The sequence below is a fragment of the Ochrobactrum sp. XJ1 genome (assembly GCF_024701725.1).
Taxonomy (GTDB): domain Bacteria; phylum Pseudomonadota; class Alphaproteobacteria; order Rhizobiales; family Rhizobiaceae; genus Brucella; species Brucella anthropi.
The window spans coordinates 170320-191375 of the sequence record NZ_VDGD01000004.1; the positions used below are offsets into that span (position 1 = coordinate 170320).

Below are 21056 nucleotides of genomic sequence, written 5' to 3' on the forward strand. Positions count from 1 at the left end.
ACAATAAACGAAAACGGGGCCCGAAGGCCCCGTTTCACAAGCGTTTCGCGACTATGTCAGTCGATGGCTACCTGCCTGCAGCCTGCTGCGCATAGACGTAGCTGTCATAGGTATATTCAGCGACGCGGAACCATTCGAAGCCCTCGTCACGGAATTTTTTCCAGCTCGGGTAGATTTTCGCCCATGCCGGATTTTTCTCGTTGTATTCGGCGTAGAGTTCGAACGCGACCTTGTAGGCGGCATCCAGAACGTCTCGCGGAAGCGGTTGAAGCTTCACGCCCTTCGACACCAGCGAACGAATCGCAGCGGTGTTTTTCACGTCATAAAGCGAGATCATGTTCTGGGTCGCAGCTTCGGCAGCCGTATTCAGCGCAACCTTGTATGGCTCCGGCAGGCTTTCATATTGCTGCTTGTTGATGAAGAAGTGTACCGAAGCGCCGCCTTCCCAGAAGGCCGGGTAATAATAATATGGCGCGATCTGGTAGAAGCCGAGCTTCTCGTCATCATAAGGACCGACCCATTCGGCCGCATCGATCGTGCCGCGCTCCAGCGACGGATAGATGTCGCCGCCCGGAAGCTGTTGCGGAACGACGCCGAGGCGCGACATGACCTCGCCAGCCACGCCCGCGATACGCATCTTCAGGCCCTTCAGATCCGCAAGGCTTTTGATTTCCTTGCGATACCAGCCGCCCATCTGGGCCGCCGTGTTGCCGCCGACGATACCGACAATGCCATAATCGGCAAGGAACGCATTATAAAGCTCGTTGCCACCGCCATGATAGAGCCAGGCATTCTGCAGGCGTGTGTTCATGCCGAAGGGAATAGCCGTCCCGATGGCGAAAGCCGGGTTCTTGCCAGTGAAATAATAGCCGCACGTATGCGCCATTTCGACCGTGTTGGCCTGAACCGCATCGATGGCCTGTGGGCCAGGCACGATTTCACCGGCCTGGAATACCTGAATCTGGAACTTGCCTTCTGTCATCTTTGAAACGGCATTGGCCATATAGACCGCACCGCCGTAGATCGTATCCAGATTGTTCGGGAAGCCCGAAGTCAGGCGCCAGCGCAGCGTCGGCAACTCCTGCGCGATTGCCGGTGTTGCGAGTGCCGCTCCACTTGTGGCAGCGGCAGCGCCGATTGCGGCACCCTTCGTCAGAAATGTGCGACGGCTCAAATCCTGTGTCATGTGTCTCCTCCTAAGATTGTTCTGGTTTATCAGAATCTACGCAATGCTCGTTTTCCCCTCATTGCGCAGGTTTTTGCTGTTGGTCTTTGTCCTGTCCGAAGCTCGGCTGCGGAGAACCGAAAGACGGCGCGGGCAGAGGCTCAGTTGACGGCGAAGGCGCTCCGAAAGGTGCGGGTGCTGCGCCGAACGGATTGCCGCCGCCAGCATCTGGCATTGGCACATTGATCTGGATCGATGCCGGATCGGCCTGCGGATGGCCGCTCTTGTAGTGGGTGACGATGCCCGGGAAGCTGATGATGATGCCGACCATGACAAGCTGGATCAAAAGGAACGGGATCGATCCCATGTAGATTTGCCCCGACGTCACCGGCTGGATAGTCGCGCCTGTGACCTTGTCCTTATAGGGTCGGGATGGAGCGACCGAACGCAGATAGAAGAGCGAGAAGCCGAAAGGCGGATGCATGAACGATGTCTGCATATTGACCGCCAGCATGACGCCGAACCAGACCAGATCAATACCAAGGCTGTCGGCCACCGGCGCCAGAAGCGGGATGATGATGAAGGCCAGCTCGAAATAATCGAGGAAGAAGGCCAGAAAGAACACCAGAAGATTGGCGACAATCAGGAAGCCGACTTCACCGCCGGGGATGGACGTCATCAGGTGTTCGACCCAGATGTGACCGTTGACGCCATAGAAGGTGAGCGAAAACACGCGCGCGCCCAGCAGAATGAAAATGACGAAGGACGACAGTTTTGCCGTGGCGTAAAGCGCCGACGTCAGCATCGTCATGTTGAGGCGGCGATTGATGATAGCGAGAAGCAGAGCGCCGACCGCCCCCATCGCGCCACCTTCCGTAGGCGTTGCAACGCCGATGAAGATCGTTCCGAGAACAAGGAAGATCAGCACAAGCGGCGGCACGAGCGAGATCACCACTTTCTGCGCCAGTTTCCAGCCCTTCAATGTACGGGCATGCGGCGGCAGAGCCGGGACCGTATCAGGCCGGAAAATCGACATGCCGATGATAAAGGCACAGTAGAAGCCAACCAGCAGAAGACCGGGAACCAGCGCGCCCTTGTACATATCGCCAACCGAACGGCCCAGTTGATCGGCAAGCACGATCAGGACGAGGCTTGGTGGAATGATCTGTGCCAGCGTGCCGGATGCTGCAATCGTGCCGCTCGCCACTTTGCGATCATAGCCGTAGCGCAACATGATCGGGAGCGAAATCAGTCCCATCGAAATCACCGAGGCAGCGACAACGCCGGTCGTGGCCGCAAGAAGCGCGCCGACGATGATCACCGCAAAAGCCAGCCCGCCACGCACGGGACCGAAAAGCTGCCCGATCGTATCGAGCAGTTCTTCCGCCATGCCGCTTCGCTCCAGTATCAACCCCATGAAGGTGAAGAACGGAATAGCGAGCAGCGTTTCATTCGACATCTGCCCGAAGATGCGATCCGGTATCGCGCCGAACAGGTTGACAGGCAGAAGCCCCATTTCGATGCCGACGAAGCCGAAGGCAAAACCGACGAAGGCCAGCGCAAAAGCCACCGGGTAGCCGAGCAGCAGCACGACCACCAGCGACAGAAACATCAACGGAGCGAGATTTTCCGCAATAAAAGCAATCATATCCGTTCCCCTCAGAGCGTCTGGGCTTCCGCATCTTCAAGGGCGACCGTGTCCGGTATGCGCCCTTGAAGGATGGCGATGCGCTTGATGAGTTCGGAAATGCCTTGCAATGCGAGCAGCCCGAAACCGATGGGGATCAACACCCAGACCGGCCAGAGAACCAGCCCACCCGTATTGTTGGAGGTTTCACCGCTGGCGATCTTGGCTTCCACGATGGGCCAGGAGAGGTAAATGGTGATGAGGCAGAAAGGCAGGAGGAAAAAGAGCGTGCCGAAAATCTCGACCAATAGCTGGGTTCGCCGCGAATAACGGCTGTAGAGAAGATCAACCTTCACATGCTCGCTATGCAGAAGCGTATATCCGGCGGCGATAAGAAAGACCGCCGAGAACAGATACCATTGCGCTTCCAGCCACGCATTCGAGCTGACATTGAACAGCTTGCGCGAGACGGCATTGATAGCACTGATGAGCACTGCCACCAGGATCAGCCACGATACGGATTTTCCGATGAAATTATTGGCCGCGTCGATAGCACGCGACAACGCCAGCAAGACTGACATCGCTCCTCCCCTCCTGTTCCGCCTCCTCAAGCGGTTTTGGAGCGAATGATAGGACCGGCGAATCCATGCCGCAAGTTGACGAAAGTTCTAAGAAACGGAGACCTACCCATTAGTGGGTAAGGCAATATCGGGAGACGAACGGAATATCCGCTATTGCGAGGACAGCTATTGCGAAGACAGGCGCAACCGGTTCTCGATGACGTAGCGCGTAAGCCCGGCAGTGCTGGCTATTCCGAGTTTCTTCTTGATATTCTTGCGATGAGTTTCGACCGTCGCCTCCGAAATGCCGAGCCTGATTGCAATTTCGCGGTTGCTTCCACCTTCGGCCACCAGCACCAGAACATCGTTTTCGCGGACCGACAGCCCTTCCGATTTCCTGTCGCCGCTGTCGAGCAGCGCTTCCGAAACACCGGAAGAGAAATAAGTTCCACCCGAAGCGACCGCATGAATGGCGGCGACGATTTCAGTGGTGGACACATCCTTCAACACATAGCCGGAAGCTCCGCGCATGATGGAGGTCGAGATATATTCGCGGCTGTCGTGCATGGACAGCATGAGGATGCGAATGCCCGGCAATTGTTTCTTGAACAGTTCGATAGCGTCGATACCGTTGAGAAGTGGCATGTTGATATCCATCAAAACCACATCGGGATTAACGGTCAGCGCCAGTTCCAGTGCAGCCCGCGCATTGGAAGCCGCGCCTGCAATATCGATATCGTCATAGGTTTCGAGTACAGCTCGCAAACCATCCAGAACCAGCGGATGATTATCCACGAGCAATACGCGAATCTTGCATTCATTCGTCATGCGACTTCCGGTTCCCGCTTTCTCTCTGTTGCCGATTTCGGCAAGCGCGCGGTGAGCTGCGTACCATCTGCGCCGGTTTCAACCAAGAGCACACCGCCGAAATGCGCCATCCGCTCCTGCATATTTCGCAAGCCAAGCCCTGAAAGCTGATCTTTCAGATCACGCGCGGTAAAACCATTGCCGTCATCGGCGACTGTCATCGTCACCTTGCCGCCGGAACCCCAGAGGCGGATGCTCACCTGGCTTGCCCCGGAATGGCGCTCGACATTGGTGAGCGCTTCCTGCACGACGCGATAAAGCGCCGTGCTTGCCTCCGGCTTCAGCGTCTCGTTTAGTCCGCTTGCTTCGAGCTGCGTTTCAATGCCGGTCCGCTCCGAAAAATGTTCGCACAAAGCCTTGAGCGCAACGGTCAGGCCAAGATCGTCCAGAATGCGCGGACGCAGATCATGCGAAAGCCGCCGCACCTCCTTGATTGCACCATTGAGCGCATCCGATGCCTTCTCGATCGCAAGCGGCGCGCCTCCGCTGTCCATGCGCACCTGACGGCTTGCTAAATCGATGGCATAGCGAACGCCGACGAGATTTTGGGAAATGCCGTCATGCAGTTCACGCGCCAGACGTGCCCGTTCCTCCTCCTGCGTATCGATGATGCGCTGCGCCAGCTCCTTCAGCTTGTTATCAGCCATACGTCGCTCGCGCAGATTGAGCAGCATACAGGTCGCGAAGACGAGCATCACAGCTGGCACGGCGATCAGACTGACGATCAGGAATGTCGTTCGGATATTGGCCCGGAAATCGGCGTTGGCGGCAGCAGTCTGCGCATAGACATCGTCAAGATAGACGCCAGTTCCGAGCATCCACTTCCATTTGCTCAGTCCAACAGCGAAGGAGAGCTTGTCCGCCATTTCGCCGCTTGACGGCTTTTCCCATTTATACTGGTGCAGTCCTCCACCTTCCTTCGCCTTGTCAATCAGATTGGCAATAACGCGATCTCCATCAGGATCAACAAGATCGAGCCAGTTATGGCCGGGCCGAAATGTCTGGCGAGGATGGACGACATTGTTGCCGTCATAGTCATAGACAAAGAAGTAGCCGTCGCGACCATAATCGAGCGAGGTCAGAATCTTCCGCACCTTTTCCATGGCAGCGGTATCGTCGGGGCCTGCATCGTCGTAAATCTGCTGGATGGAAGAAAGCGCCAGGTTGGTAAGATTGAGAAGCTCAGTCTCCTTGGCCTTCAGCATATTCTTCTCGAAGGTCGCGATACTGCTCTGCACAAGATTTGCCGACTGCCAGGTAATGAAGGCCGTGACCGTCAGAATAGCCACGATAAGGGGCACAATCGCCAGTGCAACGATCTGATAGCGTAGCGTCACGACTTCTCCTCCCGGCACAACGAGCCGACTTTTCCCAGGCGACTTTAGAGTTCCGGCTTGATGAGGAAAAGGGGACAATCAGCAAAACCTTGCCCCAAGAAAAAGACGCTTGCACAACCAATAATATATTATTCTTTTCTTATATAACTGAAATATAAACAATAATTCATAGTTGAAGACACGAATATTTTATGTTCAATAATGTTTTCTTGGACAGTGCGTCCGAGTATACGGTTCTGGGGCTCATTAATTTCAGAGAGAATCTTTTTATGAAAAGCTATCGCGTAATCGGTCTTGCATTCACGCTTGCAACCATTTCCGGCGCTTCGGCCTTTGCGGCTCCACTTCCAGGTGGAGCTAGCACCCTTCAGGAGACTTACCAAGACTGGACCGTTTCCTGTCAGAGCCAGAAGGAAACAAGCATCTGTGTGATGCGTCAGGACCAGAGCAGCACGCAGACCGGCCAGCGCGTTCTGACCGCGGAATTGCGCAATGTGGAAGGTAAGGTCGAAGGTGTTCTGCTGATGCCATTTGGCCTTGATCTTGCCAAGGGCGCAGCTCTCAAGATCGACGAAGTTGCCGGACCGAACCTCGCTTTCTCTACCTGCCTGCCGCAGGGTTGCCTGGCGCCGGTCAGCTTCGAAGCAAAGCAGGTTGCAGCTCTCAAGGCTGGCACCAATATCAACGTCACCACGACAGCCCTGAGCCCAAGCCAGCCGGTCGCCTTCAAGGTTTCGCTGAAGGGCTTCGGCGCAGCGCTTGACCGCATCACCGCACTGACGAAGTAAGCTTCAAAACTTTGATGAAAAAGCCATACGCCCGACGGGCGTATGGCTTTTTCTTTTGTCAGGCCGGATGCGCCGAGATATGCGCGAGATGCCTGCGCCATCGCAGCGTCATCAATACCGAGACGATACCGAGACCGGCGGCAAGGCCGAGCCAGATACCGACCCCACCCAGTTCAAACTGGAATGCAAGCAAGGCACCCAACGGCAAACCCACACCCCAATAGCCGAATAGAGCCAGGAACATCGGAATGCGTGTATCGCGCAATCCGCGCAACATGCCCGCGGCAACGGCCTGTGCACCGTCAACGATCTGGAAGAGAGCCGCCAGCGCAAGAAATGTGACAGCCAGTTCCATCACTGGCAGGTTCTGCGGATCGTGCAGATCGAGAAAAACACCAATGAACACGCGCGGGATGAGAACCATAAGAAGCCCCATCACGGCCATGAAACCGACGCCGAGCGCATAGGCGCTCCAGCCTGCATAGGCGACAGCCTGAGGGTCGCCGCGGCCATAGGCACGGCCCACGCGCACGGTTGCAACCTGACCGAAACCGAGTGGCACCATGAAGCTGAGCGATGCAATCTGGATCGCCACGGCATGAGCCGCCATGGCCGTCGGCCCGATGCGGCCCATCATCACCACTGCAGCATAGAAGATCGAAGTCTCGAACACGAATGTCAGCGCCATTGGAATACCAATGCGCCACAGTTCACGCAGGCGCGCCCAGTCGGGACGCCAGAAGCGGCCAAACAGGTGATAGCGGCGGAAGCGGTGGTGACGCACCGTGATGAATGCAAGCCCGAGGAACATCATCGTGCTTGACGCTGTTGTGGCGATACCGGCGCCGTGCAGTTCCATGCGCGGGAAACCGAAGTGACCGAATATCAGCGTCCAGCCGGCAAGCGCGTTGAAGCCGATGGCAAGGGCCGCAATAAGCAGCGTCCACATCGGCTTTTCCATCGCCGCAAAGAACGAGCGTAGAACAATATATCCGAGATAAGGCAGCAGTGCCCATTGCAGCGTGTGCATGAAATCCGTCGATCGGGCAGCTATATCCGGGCGCTGGCCGAGAAACAGGAATATCTCCTCGCAATGCCAGAGCACGATCCAGACCGGGATCGAGATCATTATGACCGTCCATAGCCCCTGTCGCACCGTGCGGCGCACATCGCGAACCGAATGACGGTTCTTGCCAAGCGCGATGGCGATCATCGGCATGACGGCCGAAACGAGCCCCATCGAGAAGATCATGAGCGTATGATAGAAGCTGGTCGCCAGCAGTGCCGAAGCGAGCGTATCCGCTCCAAGACGGCCGATGAAGATGACGTCGGTTGCAGTCAGCGCTGCCTGCGAAAGATTGGTGAAGATCAGCGGCCAGCCAAGCTTCAACGCTGCCGCCATCTCCCTGCCCCAGCGTTGCGTGCCGGATTCATGCGGCCCCCGAAAGCCCGCATCGATTGTCCTGTCCATTGTCCGCTCCCCGAAGCATCCGGGGCCGTCAATCCGCCGGATGTTCCATTTGAATGAGGTCACGCCCCGGAACATCAGAGACCATGTCAATCTGAGAAGAGGCGCGGAAATACGATCATCGACCGTCCCATGCCGGCTAAGGGTGTCCATCGCCAAGAGAGCGATCACACCCCAACTTTTCGGGTTGCTCAATTTCTAACGGGAACGTTGTGTATGTTCCAGAAACTGATCCGGAGCCAAGCGGGCTGCGCATCGATTTGCACAAAATAAGAGCACAATGGATATCAGACTTGCTTAAAGAAGCAACACATCTCGGAATGGATTTTTCATCTCCTGACACTGAGGGGAATGGAATCCTCATTCTGACGCGAAAGCGCAATTGCCCGTCCGATAAAGGATTGACGCTAACGCCCTAACCGATAGGAATGATTGCATTAATTGCAGGAGGCGTCATGCGCAGCACCAAAGTCATCCATATTGTCGGCTGTCACGCAGAAGGCGAAGTCGGTGATGTCATTGTCGGTGGCGTGGCCCCTCCTCCTGGCGATACTGTGTGGGAACAATCGCGCTTCATCGCCAGCGACGAGACCCTGCGCAATTTCGTGCTGAACGAGCCGCGCGGCGGTGTGTTTCGCCATGTCAATCTGCTGGTGCCACCAAAAGATCCGCGCGCGCAGATGGGTTTCATCATCATGGAGCCAGCCGATACGCCGCCCATGTCCGGGTCCAATTCAATCTGCGTCTCCACCGTTTTGCTGGATAGCGGCATTATCCCGATGCAGGAACCCGTGACGCGCATGGTGCTGGAGGCGCCGGGCGGAATCATTGAAGTGGAAGCCGAATGTCGCAACGGCAAGGCCGAGCGCATCAGTGTGCGCAACGTTCCATCTTTCGCTGACCGTCTGGATGTCTCATTGGAAGTTGAAGACCTTGGCACGATCATTGTCGACACGGCTTATGGCGGTGACAGTTTCGTCATTGTCGATGCAGCTTCTATCGGAATGAAGATCGAGCCGGGCCAGGCGCGGGAACTTGCCGAAATTGGCGTGAAGATTACCAAAGCCGCCAACGAGCAGCTTGGTTTCCGCCATCCTGAAAAAGACTGGAACCACATTTCCTTCTGCCAGATCACCGAGCCGGTGACGCGCGACGGCGATGTGCTGACTGGCGTGAACACCGTTGCCATTCGCCCGGCCAAACTCGACCGTTCCCCGACCGGCACTGGCTGCTCGGCGCGCATGGCCGTGCTTCATGCAAAAGGCCAGATGAAAGTCGGCGAGAAATTTATCGGAAAGTCCGTGCTGGGCACAGAGTTTCACTGTCGGTTGGACAAGGCTCTGGAGCTTGGTGGCAAACCGGCCATCAGCCCAATCATTTCCGGTCGCGCTTGGGTGACGGGAACTTCGCAGCTCATGCTCGATCCGAGCGATCCGTTTCCGAGTGGGTATCGTCTCTCGGATACTTGGCCAAATATGCCAGAGTAAGCCAGAGCAAAGCGCCAATAAAAAACCCCGCACAAAGCATGGCATTGGGCGGGGTTTTCTTTACTCATTCAGATGAGGCTTACGCGAAGTCGAGTGCGCGGTCGCCGTCTTCATCCTTGATGCGCGATGGCAGGCCGATCTGGTTGAGGATGTGGAGGAACGGCTTTGGATTAAGCTCTTCCACATTCACCATCTTCTTCACATCCCATTCACCCGAGGCGATCAGGATTGCGGCCGCAACCGGCGGAACGCCAGCGGTATAGGAAATGCCCTGCGAACCCACTTCGTTGTAAGCGTCCTTATGGTCGGCAACGTTATAGATGAAGACTTCCTTCTCCTTGCCGTCCTTGGTGCCTTTGACGAAATCACCAATGCAGGTCTTGCCGGTATAGTCTGGTGCCAGCGACGATGGATCAGGCAGAACGGCCTTGACCACCTTGAGCGGCACGACTTCCAGACCTTCGGCAGTCTTGACCGGCTGTTCGGACAGGAGGCCCAGATTGTTCAGCACCGTAAAGACGTTGATATAGTGATCGCCAAAGCCCATCCAGAAACGCACATCTGCGTTCGGGTAGTTCTTAGACAGCGAATGCACTTCATCATGACCAGTCATATAAGCCTTGCTCGGGCCGACGACAGGCAGGTCAAAGGTGTGGCCGACTTCGAACATCTTATTCGACTGCCACTGACCGCCCTGCCATGAATAGACCGTGCCGGTGAATTCGCGGAAGTTGATTTCCGGGTCGAAGTTGGTCGAGAACCAGCGGCCATGCGAACCGGCATTGATGTCAACGATGTCGATGGATTTGACTTCATCGAGATAGTCGTCAGCAGCCAGACGTGCATAGGCATTAACCACGCCCGGATCAAAGCCAATGCCGAGAATGGCGGTGATACCCTTCTCTTCGCATTCCTTGAGATGCTTCCATTCGTAGTTGCCATACCATGGCGGGGTTTCGCAGATCTTCTTCGGATCTTCATGGATCGCGGTGTCCATGTAAGCCACGCCCGTATCGATACAGGCGCGAAGGACCGACATATTGAGGAAGGCCGAGCCGACATTGATGACGATCTGAACGCCCGTCTTCTGGATCAGAGCCTTGGTGGCTTCAATATCCAGCGCGTCCAAAGCATGCGCTTCCAGCTTCACCTCGGTCTTGAGGCTCTTCTTTTCATGCACGCTATCGATAATCTTGCGGCATTTCTCAACCGTGCGGGACGCAATATGGATATCGCCCAATATGTCAGAGTTTTGCGCACATTTATGTGCAACAACCTGTGCCACGCCCCCGGCGCCGATAATGAGAACGTTCTTCTTCATTTTCTGTCGATGCTTCCTCTTCCAGCGGTTACCCGCCATCTGTTAACCGTCCCGATTGCCTTCTCACCCGGAACACATGAATTCATTGCAGTTTGAGGGCTGCAAAAGGATCTTTAAGAAAGCGACCCTTCAAAATCCGCATAATCAAATTCGCGGACTAATTTGACCGTGCCATCAAGTTCACGCACGGCAATGGCTGGCATCTTCACGCCATTAAACCAGTTCTTCTTGACCATGGTATAACCGGCTGCATCTTCAAATGAGAGGCGGTCCCCAATGGAGAGCTCCTTGTCGAAAGTGAACTCGCCGAAAATATCGCCAGCAAGGCAGGATTTGCCGCAAACCATATAGCTGTGCCCGCCATTGTTGGGCGCCATCTTCGCCTTTTCGCGATAGATGAGCAGATCGAGCATATGTGCTTCGATCGAGCTATCGACGATGGCGAGGTTCTTGCCGTTATAAAGCGTGTCAAGAACCGTCACTTCCAGCGTCGTGGTCTTGGTGATCGAGGCTTCGCCCGGCTCCAGATAGACCTGCACGCCGAACTTTTCCGAAAACGCCTTCAGGCGCGCGCAGAATTCATCGACGGGATAATTCTCACCGGTGAAATGAATGCCGCCGCCAAGGCTGACCCATTCGACACGATGCAGAAGCGAGCCGAACTTTTCTTCGATATCGGTCAGCATCTTGTCGAAAAGACCGAAATCGGAATTTTCGCAATTGTTATGGATCATAAAGCCGGTCACGCGGTCCATGACCTTTTCGACCTTCGCAACATCCCATTCGCCAAGACGGCTGAACGGACGCGCCGGGTCAGCCAGATCAAAGGTCGAAGACGAAACGCCTGGGTTCAGACGCAAGCCGCGCTTGATATGCGCTGCCTTGTCGGCAAAACGCTCCAGCTGACCGATCGAATTGAAGATGATCTTGTCGGCGTGGCTGATAACTTCGTCGATCTCGTTATCAGCATAGGCCACGCTATAGGCATGGGTTTCGCCGCCAAATCTTTCATGGCCGAGACGCACTTCATTGAGCGATGACGACGTGGTGCCGTCCATATATTCGCTCATCAGATCAAACACCGACCACGTGGCAAAGCATTTCAGCGCCAGCAGAGCCTTGGCGCCGGACTTTTCGCGCACATAGGCAACCTTTTCCATGTTGCGCTTCAGCTTGGTCTTGTCGATCAGGTAGTAAGGCGTCTGGATCATGAGAGTTCCGGGTCGTCCAAAGGGGAAATCTGGCCTCGCCAGCAAGGCTGGTTTGCCAAGTTGAGGAAACACACAGGTGGTTTCCCAAATTATTCGAAGGCTTATAGGAAGCTTGTGACAGAAACACAAATCCGCCACAGCATTATCGGGAAAAAATTTCCCCACAAGCTATCGCGGATTACTTCCCGACCTTCAGCAGGTGAGCTTCATATAGAGCTTTCTGCAGGAATTTGAACCCCTTCCCTCTTCTAGAGCGGTTCCGGTTGATAAGAAGTCGTTGGAACCGCTCTATCTGTTTGTTTTTACGCATGTCTTTATCCCGAAACTGGTTCCCGCTTTCGGGAGACATGCGCTACCCCTTGCCCTGCCGTTTTCATTGAAAGTCTTTGCCCGGACAAATGGCTTCTGCCGGCCGATAGGGCTCGCTACAATCCCAGAAGTATCATCAAATTAATTAAACAAGCATTTGCTTGACAAATTACAGCCCCGGGCGTAGCCATTTTCTCCATGTTCGGGGCGACCTCATTCAGACTTTCGCCCGCACGATGACAGTCAAAGGAAAATGAAATGCAGGATCAGAAGCCGACCGCCGGTTGGGGAGACCTGTTCGCAGGCAGAAACGCTATCGTCTCGCTGACGCTTGTCGGCGGTGTCGCGCTTCATGCCATCAACGTGTTCATCGCCACAACCATTCTGCCAACGGTCGTCGCCGACATTGGCGGCATGGACTATTATGCGTGGAACACGGCGCTGTTCGTGACTGCATCCATTCTCGGCTCGGCTCTCGTGCCGCGCCTGCTTTCCCAGGCAGGCCCGCGCAGCGCCTATCTGATCGCGGCGGTAATCTTCGCTGCCGGAACCCTGACCTGTGGTCTGGCTCCATCTATGCCTGTCATGCTGGCGGGGCGCGCCATACAGGGTCTTGGCGGCGGCATGATGCTCGCCCTTTCCTATTCCATGATCCGCATCGTTTTCGACGAAGCATTGTGGCCACGCGCTATTGGCCTCGTTTCCGGCATGTGGGGCGTGGCCACACTTGTCGGCCCTGCCATCGGCGGTGTTTTTGCGGAGCTTGGCATCTGGCGTGCCGCCTTCTGGTCGCTCGCGCCGGTGATTGCCGTGTTCACCATCATGGCCATGACGGTGCTGCCGCGTGAATCCGGCTCCGCCGCCAGCAATGACCGGCTTGCCTGGCCACAACTCATCCTTTTGACCGCTGCAGTCCTCGCCGTTTCTGCTGGAAGTATTTCATCCGAACTGACGTTCAATGCCGGAGGCGTTGCGCTTGCCATTATTCTGCTGCTTCTCCTCGCAGCCGTGGAAAAGAAAGCCAGCAGGCGCATTCTGCCGAAAGGCTCGTTCAGCATCCAGAAACTCGGCGCGCTTTATCTGACCCTCGCCTTCCTCAGCGCATCCGTCACCAGTTCCGAAGTCTTCGTGCCGCTGTTCTTTCAGGTGCTGCACAACCAGTCGCCGCTTGTTGCGGGCTATCTGGCAGCCATCATGGGCGGCAGCTGGACACTTGGCTCCATCGGATCGTCAGGGGTTGCCGCCGGGCGTACCGACCGTGTCATTCTGGCCGCCCCCGTCATGGGCGTGGCGGGCATGGTTACGCTGGCCGTTCTCATTCCCGCTGGCAGCGAAGGACATTGGTACGATCTGCTGCCGATCTGTATCGCGCTGGCCGTCATCGGTTTCGGCGTTGGCCTGACATGGCCGCACCTGCTGACCCGCATTTTCAAGCGTGCCGACGCAGAGGATCAGAATCTGGCTTCCGCATCCGTAACCATGGTGCAGCTTTTCACGACCGCCCTTGGCGCAGCACTTGCAGGAATGGTTGCCAATATGGCTGGCCTCACCAATCCCGGCGGCTTTACCGGCACTGCACATGCCGCACTTTGGCTCTTCTCCGGCTTTGCCATTCTGTCTGCACTGGCATTCGTGTCGGCACTCGCTCTGGTCCGCAGCGCGAGACAGCCGCAACCGGCATAGTGCTAAAAGGATGGTTAGGCGGTCGGCGCAATAACGTAAGCACAGCGCCGCGCACCAGCCAGAATATGCTCGGTGCGGTTTACAGAAACATCAGGGCCAAGCACGGCCCTGAATACCTGAAGCTCTGATCTGCAGAAGCCCTGGCAGGCATCTGCAGCGGCGCAGATAGGACAATGATTTTCGATGAGCAGCCAGGAGCCATCGTCCCGCTTTTCGGCATCAGCCATATAGCCTTCGGCGGAACGAATGTCGGCAAGTTCCTTCACTCGCTGGTCGAGCGACAAATCCTTCAGCCGCGTCTGATATTGACGGCGCGTCTCGGTCTCGCGATGGGCGATCAGCGTGTCCAACGCATCGTCACCAAGAATGGTACGCACCGAATGAAGAAGCTGAACCGTCAGATCGGCATGCGTATCGGGGAAACGTTTGTTACCGGCTTCGGTCAGATCCCAGAACAACGAAGGGCGGCCAACGCCTTGGGATACGGAATGTGAGGAAACAAGCCCTTCCTCTGCCAGACGCACGAGCTGTTGGCGAACGGCCTCACCTGTGGTTCCCAAATGTTCCCCGATGGTCGCGGCGGTCTGCGCTCCCCGCATCTTGAGCGAGAGCATGATCCTCTCCGCGGGAGAACGTGCTCCCAATTCATCGGTATTTAGAAAGTCATTCCTTGACATATGTGCCATTTTCTATTTAAAGAAGGATTATCTTGTTAAATAGGTGATCAGGCCTGTCGAAGCAAGATAATTCTGAATTTTCAATATTCAAACCGGCTTTCGTCAAAGCCAGAGTCCACACCGGGATAGATCCTCAGGATGCTGAACGGTGATTATGCTCAAGCGATCAGGAGTTTTAAAATGAGCTTCACTTTGCCACCACTTCCCTTTGCAACCAACGCGCTCGAAGGCGTCGGAATGGGCACGGAAACGCTTGAGCTGCACCACGGCAAGCACCATCAGGCCTATGTGACGGCACTCAACGGTTTCGTGGAGAAAAATGACGCGCTCAAGGGCAAGTCGCTCGAAGAAATCGTCCTCTTCGCCAAGGATAAGGCTGATCTAGCTCCCGTGTTCAACAATGCCGGCCAGCATTGGAACCACGATCTGTTCTGGCAGAACCTGTCGGCAACCGGTGGTCGCCTGCCTGGAGCTCTGGAAAAGAAGATCGTCGAGGATTTCGGTAGCGTCGACCAGTTCAAGGAAGCCTTCAAGGCTGCGGCCGTCGGGCAGTTCGGCTCGGGCTGGGCATGGCTGGTTCTGGCCAATGACGGCAAGCTGAAGGTCACCAAGACGCCAAATGGCTCCAACCCGCTGGCAACAGGCGAAGGCAAGGCACTATTAGGGCTTGATGTCTGGGAGCATAGCTATTATCTCGATTTCCGTAATCGTCGGCCTGACTATGTAACGAATTTCCTCGACAAGCTGGCCAACTACGAATTCGCGGAAGCCACCCTGAAGGCAGCATGACGCGCTTACATTGATTGTGATCAAGGCGTTTTGCCCGCAGCGGATGCAGTCTCCACGGAGCTGCACGACTGCGGGCAAAATGCAGCAATGACCGATAGAAACCGAACCGACCAATCCATTCCATAGGCGCCGTCCTCCCAAGCGGTGCTGGAGCAAGACAGAGACAGTTCCGAAAATGAGCAGCAACTTCAATCAGGAAACCGTCACCGACATCCATCACTGGACCGACACGCTGTTTTCCTTCCGCACGACGCGCGACCCCGGTTTTCGCTTCCAGAGCGGCCAGTTCATCATGATGGGCCTGGAAGTGAACGGCAAGCCGCTCACACGCGCCTATTCGATTGCCTCGAGCCTTTACGAAGACGGTCTGGAATTCTTCTCGATCAAGGTGCCGAACGGTCCATTGACCTCAAAGCTCCAGCACCTGAAGGTTGGTGACCAGATCATCCTGTCCAAGAAGCCGGTCGGCACGCTGCTCTATGACAATCTGAAGCCCGGAAAAAATCTCTGGTTGCTTTCGACCGGCACCGGTCTCGCGCCATTCCTGTCGATCATCCGCGATCTGGAGGCCTATGAACGTTTCGAGAAGATTATTCTCGTTCATGGCGTACGTCAGGTGGCTGAGCTTGCCTATACGGACTTCATCGCCAATGAATTACCGCAGGATGAATTCCTCGGCGAAATGGTCAAGAACCAGCTCATCTACTATCCGACTGTCACGCGTGAGCCTTACAAGAATCGTGGCCGCCTGACCGACCTCATTCGTTCGGGTCAGCTCTTTGCCGATATTGGTCTGCCGGAATTCAACCACGATGACGACCGCATGATGCTCTGCGGCAGCCCGGAAATGCTGGCCGAAACCAAGCAGATTCTGGAAGAACGCGGCTTCAAGGAAGGCAGCCAGAGCGAAGCCGGACATTACGTCATCGAAAAGGCTTTTGTTGAAAAGTAAGCCCTGCCACAAGCGCTGGAAAATGAATAGAGGGAGGCGTCTGCCTCCCTTTTTCTTTAACTGTACTTATTGAGATCGTACCGCCTGCAGGAAAAACGTCTTCACACCGGCGACCATCTCGGCACGATCCATCATATCCGGGTTGGAGATGATCTCATCGACCGCACCGTGCAGCGCATTGAACAGAAGTACAGCCGTCAAACGCGTATCGGCGATTTTCCATGCGCCTGCAGCATTACCGTCGGTCAACAACGCATCGAGCCGGACGATTGCCGGATTTTCCTGCTTCATGCGACGCATGGGCGGGTGAAAATCATGGAACACCATGTCGTGGAGTTTGTAGTTGTCGAGATAGCCGGCAATTCCGGTCTCGGCCCATGCAGCCAGTTTTCCCTGCCAGTCGTCGGCGGGAAGTAGACCGAGTTGACGTTCCAATCGCTCGCAGAACCCATCGACAAATCGCTCCCGCAAGGCAAGCAGGATGTCGTCCTTGCTGCGAAAATGCAGGTAGAACGTACCTTTGGCAACGTCCGCCAGACGCACGATTTCATCCACGCTTGTCGCCGCGAAGCCCTTTTCGAGGAAGAGGGCTTCGGCTGCAGCCATCAGCTCGTCGCGACGTATTTCCGCTGGTTTAGTGCGGGGCTTGGGCTTGATGGCAGTGGAAGGCAAATCAATCTCCAAAACTTCAGGTCGCTGCCAATTTATCCCGGATCGCCGCCCTGTCAAAATCAAGCTGATTTGGTCGAATGACCCGATCTTCCAGCCAATGCAGCGCCGCATCGACATTGGAGAATGTGCCCGCGGGGACGCGAAACAGCTTTTCTGCATCCATGCGGCTTGCCTGTTCATAAACAGATTCCGGAACGATGTTCACCATGCCCAGCACCTGTTCGCGAATACGCTGCGCATTCTGCTGCAACCATTGTTTCACTTCCCGTGCCGAACCTTCGGGATGCGCAAGTGCATCCTCGTCCAGAAAACGGCGGATCGTGATGAAGGGCTTTCCCTCATCAAGCCACCGATTCCAGACATCAAAGAATTCACGAGTTTCTTCCAAGGTCGATGCACCCTTCGACAAGGTGACCACGTAAGGCCAATTTTCCGTATGGTGAAGCATCACGCTTCCCTCCTGCTCGATATCCATCAAACTTTCTGCGGCAATGCCGCTTTGAGCCGTGACGGCGATCCGGCAGCCGGCACGCACACAAGCAAGTTGCAGAACCACCGCACGACTCATGACTGACTATCAGTCAGTCATTGTGTGACATGAAAACATGAATTATTCAATCATGTTTTTGCATGTAGGATTCTTGCACGAGTATGGATGCAGTTTACGCCATGAATGTGCGAGACCTAACCCTTAGCGGTGGGCTAGGTTTCACAGCGAAACACGTTGGGACATTGCCTATGTGGGAGATATTGCGCCTGTCCACACAAGACGTAAAGCCTCATCTATTCAATTCAAAATCGAGCCCGATATCGAGATTTGGCGCGCTGTGCGTGGTCCAGCCAACCGAAATCAGATCGACGCCGCTGGCTGCAACCGCCGCCACTGTTTCCGGTGTAATGCCGCCAGAAGCCTCCGAAATAGCGCGCCCGCCGATCACCGATACCGCCTCGCGCAATTGCGCTGGCGACATATTGTCGAGCAAAACGGCATCCACACCAATGGCCATCGCCTCCTCGAGTTGTTGCAGCATATCGACCTCGACCTCGATCTTGACCATGTGCCCGGCGCCAGCCTTGGCGCGTTCGATGGCCTCGCGCACCCCGCCCGCGACGGCGATGTGATTGTCCTTGATCAGCACCGCATCATAGAGCGCGAAACGGTGGTTCATGCCGCCGCCTGCCCGGACTGCATATTTCTGCAAGGCGCGCAGACCGGGCGTCGTCTTGCGGGTGCAGACGATGGAGGCCTTTGTGCCAGCCACAGCCTTGACCAGATTAGTCGTCGCCGTGGCGATGCCGGACAGATGGCCAAGGAAATTCAGCGCCGTCCGTTCTCCTGCGAGTATAGAGCGGGACGAGCCGGAAACCCGGGCGACATCCTCCCCTTTTTCAAGAGACTGACCGTCCCGCGCCAGACGTTCGAATGTGACATCCGGATCGACCAGACGAAATGCCATTTCAGCCACGTCCAGCCCGGCGATAACGCCCGGCTGGCGCAGGCTGAACAGCATGGCCGAGCAGTGTTCTTCCGGCACCACCGCATTGCTGGTAATATCACCAGCAAGCCCCAGATCTTCCAGAAGCGCAGCGCGCACCAGCGGTTCGACGACAAGCGGAGACAAGCGCGGCAGGTTCATCATGCAGTCCTTGTAACAGGGTGAGGCGCGGCAATGTCGCGTGCCAGTGCGAAAGCTGCCGGAAAGGTGAAAAAACTGCGGACTGGAGCCGCAATTTTGGCGGGATAGTCGGTGCGGGCATGACTGCCACGCGACTCGCGCCGTTCATATGCCGCAACCGCAGCAACCAGCGCCACGGCTGCGGCATCGTCGGTCTCCGCGAGGGGGAGAAGGGCGGTGATTGCAGAGCGCAAACCTTCTTCATCACGCAGCAGGCCAAGATGGCTGGAAACCACGCGCCGCACCGGTTCGGGATCGGCGCTCTGCGGCAGGCTGACCGGCACGGGATGCCGCACGGCGACCGCCTCTTCACAGCCAAGCGCGCGGGCGGCGCGCAGCCCCATGGCGGCAGCTTCAAGCAGCGAATTGCTGGCCAGCCGGTTGGCGCCGTGCAGGCCGGTGCAGGCCGCTTCGCCCACAGCCCACAGCCCCGGCAGACTGCTGCGCCCGTCGGCGTCGGTCCTGATGCCGCCCATATGGTAATGCGTGGCCGGTCTGACCGGGATCATATCACTGGACGGATCAATGCCATGCTGTTTGCAAAGCGCGTCGATACCGGGAAACCGGGTTGCAAAACGCGCACCCAGAGCCGCGCGCGCATCCAGATAGACCTTGCGCCCTTGTGCAATCTCGTTGCCAATGGCACGCGCCACCACATCACGGGGCGCAAGCTCACGGCCCGGAATATCAGCCATGAACTGCTCGCCACGATCATTGACGAGCTTAGCGCCCTCCCCGCGCACCGCTTCGCTAACCAGCGGCAGACGCGGCGCAGAAACGGCAAGCGCGGTCGGGTGGAACTGCACGAATTCCATATCGGCAAGCACAGCGCCAGCGCGGCCTGCCAGAGCGGCACCTTGGCCGAGATTGCCAAGCGGCGTGGTTGTTGCCTTATAAAGTCCGCCGATCCCGCCCGTCGCCAGCACCACGGCGGTTGCTGCAACCGGTCCGAGATTTTCAAGACAGGCACCGACCACACGGCCATCCTGCTTGATCAAACGCAGGGCGCGGGTGTTTTCCAGAACTGTGATCGAAGGCGTTGCCAGAACCTTTGCGGTTAAAGCGCGCATGATGCCCGCCCCCGTCGCGTCGCCATCCACATGCACAATGCGATAGCGGCTATGGGCTGCCTCCAGACCGAGTGAAAATGCTCCGTCCAACTTGCGGTCGAAGTGCACGCCATGCGCTTCCAGCGCAGCAACGACTTCCGCGCCTGCCGCCACAATCTCCGCAGCCACGCCCCGGTCACACAGGCCGTCGCCAGCCGCAATCGTATCGGCCAGATGCAGCGCCGCGCTGTCATCAGCACCAACACTTGCAGCAATACCGCCTTGCGCAAGCGTGCTCGAACCGGACAGGCCGAGGCTTCCCGCTGTCACCAGCAACACCGGCTGCGGAGATAGCGTCAGCGCCGTCATCAGACCGGCAAGACCGCTGCCGATGACGAGAACCGGGAGCGGGGCCGTGTTCATACCGCCAGCATCCGTTCGACGGCGCGCCGGGCAGGCTCCATCAGTGCTGCCTCGACGGTCACTTCATGGCGATTGTTTTCCAGCGCATCGCGAATGTTGGCAAGCGTGATCCGCTTCATATGCGGGCAGAGATTGCACGGGCGGATGAACTCGACATCGGGGTGATCGACAGCGACATTGTCGCTCATCGAGCATTCGGTCAAAAGCACGACACGCTGCGGCTTTTTCTCGCCGACATAATCCGACATGACCGCCGTGGACCCGGCGAAATCGGCAGCTTCCACCACGTCCGGCGGGCATTCAGGATGGGCCAGAACCACCACACCGGGGTGGCTCTCGCGCAATTCGCGAATATCGTCGGGGGTGAAGCGTTCATGCACCTCGCAATGGCCATGCCAGGCGAGAATTTCGACATCGGTTTCGCGCGCCACATTCTGCGCCAGAAACTCGTCGGGGATCATCAGCACGCGCGGCACGCCGAGCGACTCCACCACCTTTTTGGCATTGCCGGAGGTGCAGCAAATATCGGATGCCGCCTTCACGGCAGCGGATGTGTTGACATAAGTAATGATCGGCACGCCGGGATGCGCTTCACGCAGCAACGCCACATCTTCCGGCGTGATGCTGTCGGCCAGCGAACAACCTGCAGCCATATCGGGGATCAGTACCGTTTTGCCTGGATTGAGCAGCTTGGCCGTTTCGGCCATGAAATGCACGCCCGCCAGCACGATCACATCGGCATCGACCTCCGCAGCCTTGCGCGCCAGCGCCAGACTGTCGCCGACAATATCGGCCACGCAGTGGAAGATTTCCGGCGTCTGGTAATTATGCGCAAGGATGACTGCATTGCGCTTTTTCTTCAGTTCGAGGATCGCCGCAACGTCGTCCTCGAAGCCCAGCCACTCCGCCTTCGGCAGGACTTTGGCCACGCGATCATAGAGTTGCGAGACGGAAACATGATCGTTCATGGGTGATCTCCCGAGTGCATCAATTAT

At 56.6% G+C, this 21056-nt stretch carries 19 protein-coding genes; 5 read left to right on the forward strand and 14 right to left on the reverse strand.

Features of this window, described 5'->3' with window-relative positions; genetic code table 11:
- Positions 1-67: 67 nt before the first annotated feature.
- The 5 genes from FG152_RS08505 to mctS all read right to left on the reverse strand — a co-directional run bounded on the left by FG152_RS08505 (position 68) and on the right by mctS (position 5556).
- Complete coding sequence (locus FG152_RS08505) at positions 68-1186, reverse strand: TRAP transporter substrate-binding protein (RefSeq protein ID WP_029925687.1); 1119 nt, start codon at positions 1184-1186, stop codon at positions 68-70.
- Between the two features lie 58 nt (positions 1187-1244).
- Positions 1245-2813 (reverse strand): TRAP transporter large permease, encoded by a 1569-nt coding sequence (locus tag FG152_RS08510; protein WP_010658268.1) that lies wholly within the window; start codon positions 2811-2813, stop codon positions 1245-1247.
- A gap of 11 nt (positions 2814-2824) precedes the next feature.
- Positions 2825-3373, reverse strand: a complete 549-nt coding sequence (locus FG152_RS08515) for a TRAP transporter small permease subunit (protein ID WP_010658267.1) — start codon at positions 3371-3373, stop codon at positions 2825-2827.
- A 165-nt stretch (positions 3374-3538) separates the two neighbouring features.
- Complete coding sequence (gene mctR, locus FG152_RS08520; protein WP_010658266.1) at positions 3539-4180, reverse strand: two-component system response regulator MctR; 642 nt, start codon at positions 4178-4180, stop codon at positions 3539-3541.
- Complete coding sequence (mctS, locus tag FG152_RS08525) at positions 4177-5556, reverse strand: two-component system sensor histidine kinase MctS (RefSeq protein WP_040129891.1); 1380 nt, start codon at positions 5554-5556, stop codon at positions 4177-4179. Before mctS ends, mctR begins: the two co-directional genes overlap by 4 nt.
- 269 nt (positions 5557-5825) lie before the next feature.
- On the opposite strand from mctS, the gene FG152_RS08530 reads away from it, so the two are divergent.
- The gene (locus tag FG152_RS08530) at positions 5826-6344 is read left to right on the forward strand and encodes an invasion associated locus B family protein (RefSeq protein ID WP_010658264.1); all 519 of its coding nucleotides are present in this window, start codon (positions 5826-5828) and stop codon (positions 6342-6344) included.
- Positions 6345-6402: 58 nt separating this feature from the next.
- Here FG152_RS08530 and FG152_RS08535 read toward each other — a convergent pair whose 3' ends face one another.
- Positions 6403-7815 carry an MATE family efflux transporter gene (locus FG152_RS08535; RefSeq protein WP_010658263.1) on the reverse strand — a complete coding sequence of 471 codons (1413 nt, stop codon included), beginning with the start codon at positions 7813-7815 and terminating at the stop codon, positions 6403-6405.
- A 452-nt stretch (positions 7816-8267) separates the two neighbouring features.
- Here FG152_RS08535 and FG152_RS08540 point away from each other — a divergent pair, with 452 nt between their 5' ends.
- The gene (locus FG152_RS08540; RefSeq protein ID WP_151615017.1) at positions 8268-9299 is read left to right on the forward strand and encodes a trans-3-hydroxy-L-proline dehydratase; all 1032 of its coding nucleotides are present in this window, start codon (positions 8268-8270) and stop codon (positions 9297-9299) included.
- 79 nt (positions 9300-9378) lie between these two features.
- Here FG152_RS08540 and FG152_RS08545 read toward each other — a convergent pair whose 3' ends face one another.
- Together FG152_RS08545 and nspC are read right to left on the reverse strand one after the other, a co-directional pair.
- Positions 9379-10620, reverse strand: coding sequence for a saccharopine dehydrogenase family protein (locus FG152_RS08545; protein WP_010658261.1), 1242 nt, complete (start codon positions 10618-10620; stop codon positions 9379-9381).
- Between the two features lie 113 nt (positions 10621-10733).
- Positions 10734-11831: a carboxynorspermidine decarboxylase gene (gene nspC, locus FG152_RS08550; protein ID WP_010658260.1), complete on the reverse strand. Its 1098-nt coding sequence runs from the start codon at positions 11829-11831 to the stop codon at positions 10734-10736.
- 567 nt (positions 11832-12398) lie between these two features.
- Here nspC and FG152_RS08555 point away from each other — a divergent pair.
- Positions 12399-13823 (forward strand): MFS transporter, encoded by a 1425-nt coding sequence (locus FG152_RS08555; RefSeq protein WP_151691243.1) that lies wholly within the window; start codon positions 12399-12401, stop codon positions 13821-13823.
- Positions 13824-13837: 14 nt separating this feature from the next.
- On the opposite strand, the gene FG152_RS08560 is transcribed toward FG152_RS08555, so the two are convergent.
- Positions 13838-14437 carry a helix-turn-helix transcriptional regulator gene (locus FG152_RS08560; RefSeq protein WP_012090727.1) on the reverse strand — a complete coding sequence of 200 codons (600 nt, stop codon included), beginning with the start codon at positions 14435-14437 and terminating at the stop codon, positions 13838-13840.
- A gap of 243 nt (positions 14438-14680) precedes the next feature.
- Between FG152_RS08560 and FG152_RS08565 the strand changes: the two genes are divergently transcribed.
- Together FG152_RS08565 and FG152_RS08570 are read left to right on the forward strand one after the other, a co-directional pair.
- Positions 14681-15289, forward strand: coding sequence for a superoxide dismutase (locus tag FG152_RS08565; RefSeq protein WP_029925699.1), 609 nt, complete (start codon positions 14681-14683; stop codon positions 15287-15289).
- A gap of 175 nt (positions 15290-15464) precedes the next feature.
- On the forward strand, positions 15465-16241 hold the full coding sequence (locus tag FG152_RS08570; protein ID WP_010658256.1) for a ferredoxin--NADP reductase: 777 nt from the start codon (positions 15465-15467) through the stop codon (positions 16239-16241).
- A 66-nt stretch (positions 16242-16307) separates the two neighbouring features.
- Here FG152_RS08570 and FG152_RS08575 read toward each other — a convergent pair whose 3' ends face one another.
- The 5 genes from FG152_RS08575 to nadA form a co-directional block, all read right to left on the reverse strand.
- Positions 16308-16913 (reverse strand): TetR/AcrR family transcriptional regulator, encoded by a 606-nt coding sequence (locus FG152_RS08575; RefSeq protein WP_433761612.1) that lies wholly within the window; start codon positions 16911-16913, stop codon positions 16308-16310.
- 16 nt (positions 16914-16929) lie between these two features.
- Positions 16930-17481: a hypothetical protein gene (locus tag FG152_RS08580; RefSeq protein ID WP_226622390.1), complete on the reverse strand. Its 552-nt coding sequence runs from the start codon at positions 17479-17481 to the stop codon at positions 16930-16932.
- A 211-nt stretch (positions 17482-17692) separates the two neighbouring features.
- Positions 17693-18550 carry a carboxylating nicotinate-nucleotide diphosphorylase gene (nadC, locus tag FG152_RS08585; protein WP_151691259.1) on the reverse strand — a complete coding sequence of 286 codons (858 nt, stop codon included), beginning with the start codon at positions 18548-18550 and terminating at the stop codon, positions 17693-17695.
- Positions 18550-20061 (reverse strand): L-aspartate oxidase, encoded by a 1512-nt coding sequence (locus FG152_RS08590; protein WP_151691239.1) that lies wholly within the window; start codon positions 20059-20061, stop codon positions 18550-18552. Before FG152_RS08590 ends, nadC begins: the two co-directional genes overlap by 1 nt.
- Positions 20058-21029 (reverse strand): quinolinate synthase NadA, encoded by a 972-nt coding sequence (gene nadA, locus FG152_RS08595; RefSeq protein ID WP_151691238.1) that lies wholly within the window; start codon positions 21027-21029, stop codon positions 20058-20060. The genes FG152_RS08590 and nadA overlap by 4 nt, the downstream gene beginning before the upstream one ends.
- Between the last annotated feature and the right edge of the window lie 27 nt (positions 21030-21056).

Coding starts and splice junctions, on each gene's coding strand:
- FG152_RS08530 (WP_010658264.1), top strand. CDS start 5,826: ATGAAAAGCTATCGCGTAATCGGTCTTGCATTCACGCTTGCAACCATT.
- mctR (WP_010658266.1), bottom strand. CDS start 4,180: ATGACGAATGAATGCAAGATTCGCGTATTGCTCGTGGATAATCATCCG.
- FG152_RS08555 (WP_151691243.1), top strand. CDS start 12,399: ATGCAGGATCAGAAGCCGACCGCCGGTTGGGGAGACCTGTTCGCAGGC.
- nspC (WP_010658260.1), bottom strand. CDS start 11,831: ATGATCCAGACGCCTTACTACCTGATCGACAAGACCAAGCTGAAGCGC.
- FG152_RS08515 (WP_010658267.1), bottom strand. CDS start 3,373: ATGTCAGTCTTGCTGGCGTTGTCGCGTGCTATCGACGCGGCCAATAAT.
- FG152_RS08580 (WP_226622390.1), bottom strand. CDS start 17,481: ATGAGTCGTGCGGTGGTTCTGCAACTTGCTTGTGTGCGTGCCGGCTGC.
- nadC (WP_151691259.1), bottom strand. CDS start 18,550: ATGAACCTGCCGCGCTTGTCTCCGCTTGTCGTCGAACCGCTGGTGCGC.
- FG152_RS08505 (WP_029925687.1), bottom strand. CDS start 1,186: ATGACACAGGATTTGAGCCGTCGCACATTTCTGACGAAGGGTGCCGCA.
- FG152_RS08535 (WP_010658263.1), bottom strand. CDS start 7,815: ATGGACAGGACAATCGATGCGGGCTTTCGGGGGCCGCATGAATCCGGC.
- FG152_RS08565 (WP_029925699.1), top strand. CDS start 14,681: ATGAGCTTCACTTTGCCACCACTTCCCTTTGCAACCAACGCGCTCGAA.
- FG152_RS08590 (WP_151691239.1), bottom strand. CDS start 20,061: ATGAACACGGCCCCGCTCCCGGTTCTCGTCATCGGCAGCGGTCTTGCC.
- nadA (WP_151691238.1), bottom strand. CDS start 21,029: ATGAACGATCATGTTTCCGTCTCGCAACTCTATGATCGCGTGGCCAAA.
- FG152_RS08570 (WP_010658256.1), top strand. CDS start 15,465: ATGAGCAGCAACTTCAATCAGGAAACCGTCACCGACATCCATCACTGG.
- FG152_RS08510 (WP_010658268.1), bottom strand. CDS start 2,813: ATGATTGCTTTTATTGCGGAAAATCTCGCTCCGTTGATGTTTCTGTCG.
- FG152_RS08560 (WP_012090727.1), bottom strand. CDS start 14,437: ATGCTCTCGCTCAAGATGCGGGGAGCGCAGACCGCCGCGACCATCGGG.
- FG152_RS08540 (WP_151615017.1), top strand. CDS start 8,268: ATGCGCAGCACCAAAGTCATCCATATTGTCGGCTGTCACGCAGAAGGC.
- FG152_RS08545 (WP_010658261.1), bottom strand. CDS start 10,620: ATGAAGAAGAACGTTCTCATTATCGGCGCCGGGGGCGTGGCACAGGTT.